The 4,094-nt window shown below is 63.7% G+C and carries 5 protein-coding genes; 3 read left to right on the top strand and 2 right to left on the bottom strand.

Annotation, left to right across the window (positions count from 1 at the left end; genetic code table 11):
* Nucleotides 1-220, top strand: a 220-nt coding sequence (locus MOV75_RS29425) for a hypothetical protein (RefSeq protein WP_247007075.1), incomplete at its 5' end; no start/stop codon positions are given.
* Nucleotides 221-269: 49 nt separating this feature from the next.
* On the opposite strand, the gene MOV75_RS29420 is transcribed toward MOV75_RS29425, so the two are convergent.
* On the bottom strand, nt 270-1,715 hold the full coding sequence (locus MOV75_RS29420; protein ID WP_246931125.1) for a TAXI family TRAP transporter solute-binding subunit: 1,446 nt from the start codon (nt 1,713-1,715) through the stop codon (nt 270-272).
* Nucleotides 1,716-1,868: 153 nt separating this feature from the next.
* On the opposite strand from MOV75_RS29420, the gene MOV75_RS29415 reads away from it, so the two are divergent.
* Together MOV75_RS29415 and MOV75_RS29410 are read left to right on the top strand one after the other, a co-directional pair.
* Nucleotides 1,869-2,159 (top strand): 4a-hydroxytetrahydrobiopterin dehydratase, encoded by a 291-nt coding sequence (locus MOV75_RS29415; protein ID WP_246931124.1) that lies wholly within the window; start codon nt 1,869-1,871, stop codon nt 2,157-2,159.
* A gap of 98 nt (nt 2,160-2,257) precedes the next feature.
* Nucleotides 2,258-2,650, top strand: a complete 393-nt coding sequence (locus MOV75_RS29410) for a YkvA family protein (RefSeq protein ID WP_246931123.1) — start codon at nt 2,258-2,260, stop codon at nt 2,648-2,650.
* Nucleotides 2,651-2,809: 159 nt separating this feature from the next.
* Here the strand turns inward: MOV75_RS29410 and MOV75_RS29405 are convergent, their stop codons facing one another.
* On the bottom strand, nt 2,810-3,976 hold the full coding sequence (locus tag MOV75_RS29405) for a TAXI family TRAP transporter solute-binding subunit (protein WP_247007074.1): 1,167 nt from the start codon (nt 3,974-3,976) through the stop codon (nt 2,810-2,812).
* Between the last annotated feature and the right edge of the window lie 118 nt (nt 3,977-4,094).

The raw sequence follows: 4,094 nt of genomic DNA, 5'->3' as shown, positions 1-4,094 counted from the left end.
GCCACTGGCCGTGACGTCGCCCGACTGGACGCCATGCGTGACCACGGGCCGATCGGCCGCGCGCGAGAGAGAAGGCATTGCGATCGAGCCGAGCGCTCCGGCGCCGGTGGCGAGGAAGCGGCGGCGGGAGAATTTCAAGTTCATGAAAATTCGCTCCGACCCCGAGCTGGCAGGAAAGTCCGTCATTCCGGGCGCGATGCTTCGCATCGCCCCGGAATGACGGAAGCTATATTGAGACAATGTGACGCAGCGATTACACGGGCAAGCCTTTAAGCGTTGCCGGCGGCCCTGAATTGCGCGCCTGCGCGCTGCAGGTTCTGCGGCAGGCTGAACAGCACCGCCTTGCGGTCGGCGACGGCGGCGTGGAATTGATCCAGCGCGATGTTGAAGGCGGTGAGCGCGGCTTCCTCGATCGCGCCGTGATCGAAGCAGCGCAGCGTGTCGCGCAGGATGTCGTCGGCCTCGGCCTGCATCTGGTCGAGCTCTTCGGTCGTCTCGCACTTGCGGGCCGCCGCGATCATGTCCAGCAGACGTTCGCGCAGATGGCTGTTGTTGTCGCGCTCGTCCTTCTTCAGATAGCCCGCGAACCAGGCGCCGATCGAGCCCATGGCCGAGAGCGCCATCAGGCTCCACCAGATGTAATCGCTGTATTTGTCGAGGAAGGTCTTCTCCTCGCCGTCGACGAAGGCGGCGGCGCCGGGATGCACCGGGATCACCGCATCCTTGTCGGTGTCGGGCGTTTCGATTTTCGCTGCGAGCGGGAATTCCGTCACCAGTTGTTGGCGCACGGCGAACAGCTGGCGCGTGAACGCTGCGATGGTGGTTTCGGAGACGCCTTTGCGCGCCACGACGTGGTGCGAGAAGCTGATGGTCTTGACCTCGTCCTCCGGGCGGGCGGGCGAGCCGCCATAGGTGCCGGCGGGAATCTCGGACGCTTCGTAGACCGGATGGTTTTGCGCAATCGCATCCGCCGAATCGATCGCGAGGAAGTTGGGCGCGCCGAAATCCTTGATGGAGGCGGCGATCGCGTCCGCCGTGATCTTGCTGTTGACCGGGCCGGCGGCGAGATAGATGTCGGCCTTCTGGGCCTTGATCGCCTCGGCGACTTCGTTGGCCGGGAATTGCACGATCTCGACCTTGGCGGGATCGACGCCGTATTGCTGGAGGATCACCTTGAGCAGATTGACATTGGCTTGGGTGCGGCCGACCACGCCGATGCGATGGCCGGCGAGCTGCGAGATCTTGGTGATCTTCGGGCCCCGCTTCTTGCCTTTGCCCGGTACGGACCACAGCACCACGACGTTCTTGCGCAGGGTCGCGACCGCTTGCGCGTTCTTGGGCACATCGAGGTCGCCGCGCACGATGGCGAGGTCGACCTTGCCTTCCGCAAGTGCATTGGCGCTGGCCGTGGCGCCGTCGGTCTGGATCGGCCGCAGCCGCACCTGGCTCTTGGTCTGCGTGAAGGCCTGCGTCAGTGCCTGCACGACCTTGACGTCATCGCTGTTGGCGGGACCGACCGCGATCTTCAGCGTCACCGGCCGCATCGCGAAGTAATAGCCACCGGCGAGCGCGCCGACGATCGCAAGCACGAGTGCAAGAGTCACGAGCGCCGTCTTCCGCGCCGCGGATCGCGGCGAAGGCGGAGGGGGCGCTTCGGCCAGGTCCAATCCCCCGGTCATCGATCTCCCAAACAGGCGCTTCAGGCTCAGTTTCATCTTGGCCGGCGATTTACGCCCGCAATTGTAGCAAATTTCTTGTCCGGCGGGGTTACATCTCCGTCATGGTTAGCGGATGGCGGAAATCCCCGTGTGAACCCGGGGCGCCAGGACGGTGTTAGGGTAAAGTTCCCCTGAAGGACGGAGACAACCATGGCAGAACGGCTCTCGGCGGAGGCGCGCAAGCAGGCGCTGGGCGGACTACCTGGCTGGAACGAGGTTCAGGGCCGGGATGCCATCGGGAAAACCTTTATCTTCAAGGATTTCAATGAGGCGTTCGGCTTCATGACCCGCGCCGCGATGGCCGCCGAGAAGATGGATCACCACCCCGAATGGCGCAACGTCTACAAGACGGTGGAGGTGGTGCTGTCGACCCACGACGCCGGCGGCGTCACGGCGCTCGACATCGCGCTGGCCAAGACGATGAACGCGATCGCAGGCTGAGATCGGCCGACGTCTTGCAGGGGGCGACCACATCCCCATCTTGTGATCAGCCGGGATGCGGCGATCCGCAGCCTGGCTGAACGGGGAGTTTATCGAACATGGCTGCCGAACACAGCGTCGGTTTCGAGCCGGCCGATCGGCTCGCGAAGGATCGCGAGGGCGTGCGCCGCCGCTTCTGGCGCAAGCTGAAGCGTGTCGCCGCGCATCTGCCGTTCGCAGAAGACCTGCTTGCTGCCTATTACTGTGCGTTCGATCGGCAGACGCCACGCCACGTCCAGGCCTCGCTGCTCGGGGCGATCGCTTACTTCATCCTGCCGTTCGACTTCGTCGCGGACGTGATGCCGATTCTCGGCTTCGCCGATGACGCCGCCGTGCTCGCCACCGCCATCCGCATGGTTGCCGGTCACATCACGAGCGAGCATCGCGAGGCCGCCCGCGTGGCACTGAAGCGGGGAGTGGATGAGGCGGAAGCGGCGCAGGAGGCAGTCTAACCGCACACACTGCCGTCATGTCCCGGCCTTGTCGGACGACAGTGTTTGGGTGCTGCTCGCCTCAGGCTCGTCATTGCGAGCGAAGCGAAGCAATCCAGAGTCGTTTGCGCGGTGGCAGTCTGGATTGCTTCGTCGCTTTGCTCCTCGCAACGACGGCCTTCATTTCTTCTCGGCCCCCGCCTGTGCCCGCGCCTTCTCAGCGTCCCATGCCTGGAATTGCCTGAACAACGTTTCCTTGTCCGTGTCGGACACCTGCGCCGCGGCTGGGCTCTGCTTCAAAAACGCCTCGAAGCGTTGCCGTGTCACCGGCTCGACGCCGTGTTTGTCGAGCCATTGCTGCGCCACCGGCAATCTGTTCCAGCCTGACAGGGGCGCTGCGAGCGAGACCTCCTTCCACTTGGGATGGAAGGGCGGGTTTTGCAGCGCGGGAAATTTCGTGAAGAACACATCTACGAACAGCGCGAGCTTGCGGTAGCGCTCGGTGTTGGGCGCCCAATTATAGGCCGCGAGCACTGCGGGCACCGCGATCGTGTCCACGCTCTCGCCCTCCTTGATCAGGTTCGGATAGTCCTTGGCAGTCAGCGTCGCCGGCAGATAGTCGCTCTGCAGCGGCTTCGCGTAGTCGACCTTCGCAAAATGGAAGCGGCCGTCATTGCCGAAGGTCGAGACCGATTTATATGGCTTGCCGCCGACCACGACGACGGCGTCGATCTCGCCGGCCTTCAGCTTCTCCATCGCGATGCGCTGCTCGACATAGACGAACTTCGCCTTGATCCCGAGTCGTTCGAACACGGTGAGCGCGGTGACGAAGGTGCCGCCATTGGGCAGGTCCACGCTCACAGTCTTGCCTTCGAGATCCTTCAGGGTCGCGACCGATTTCGGCGCGATCACCTGCATCTCTTCGTTGTAGAGCTTGGTCACATAGGTGAACTGCTTCTTGATGTCCTTGGCAAAACCCTTGCGTTCGAGATAGTCGAGCGTGTCGGCGCGCACGATTCCGAAATCGACGCCTTGCAGGAACAGGATGTCGGCAACGCTCTGCACCGAACCGCGGCCGACGATCGGCAGCACCCGGATCTTGTTGCCGTCGTCGAGCACCGAGGCGAGGTCGGCGCCGAATTGCACATAAGTGCCGCCGATCGTGCCGGTGATCAGCGTGACGGTGTTGGCGTTCAGCGCCTGCTTGGTCGAGGTCGAGCCGAACTGGAAGATGGCTTTCAGGCCGTCCGAGACCTTGGCCGGATCGTATTCGGCCTGTTCGGCGCGTGCCGCGAAGGCACAGATGGTCATGATGGCGGCAAGCGCCATTCCCAAAGCGTTACGCATGATGTCCTCTAACGAGTTCTAGTTCTGAAGCTGCGCGAGGCGCTGCCGCGCCTCCGCCGATCCGAGTGTCGCGGCTTTCCGGTACCAATCGCGCGCGGCGGTCGCGTCAGCGGCGATG

It is taken from the genome of Bradyrhizobium sp. PRIMUS42 (assembly GCF_023006515.1).
GTDB lineage: Bacteria > Pseudomonadota > Alphaproteobacteria > Rhizobiales > Xanthobacteraceae > Bradyrhizobium.
This window is presented reverse-complemented; position numbering and strand designations above follow the sequence as displayed.

Bases quoted from the DNA above. Each gene is read 5' to 3' on its own strand.
- MOV75_RS29420 (WP_246931125.1), bottom strand. From the start codon at position 1,715: ATGAAACTGAGCCTGAAGCGCCTGTTTGGGAGATCGATGACCGGGGGA.
- MOV75_RS29415 (WP_246931124.1), top strand. From the start codon at position 1,869: ATGGCAGAACGGCTCTCGGCGGAGGCGCGCAAGCAGGCGCTGGGCGGA.
- MOV75_RS29410 (WP_246931123.1), top strand. From the start codon at position 2,258: ATGGCTGCCGAACACAGCGTCGGTTTCGAGCCGGCCGATCGGCTCGCG.
- MOV75_RS29405 (WP_247007074.1), bottom strand. From the start codon at position 3,976: ATGCGTAACGCTTTGGGAATGGCGCTTGCCGCCATCATGACCATCTGT.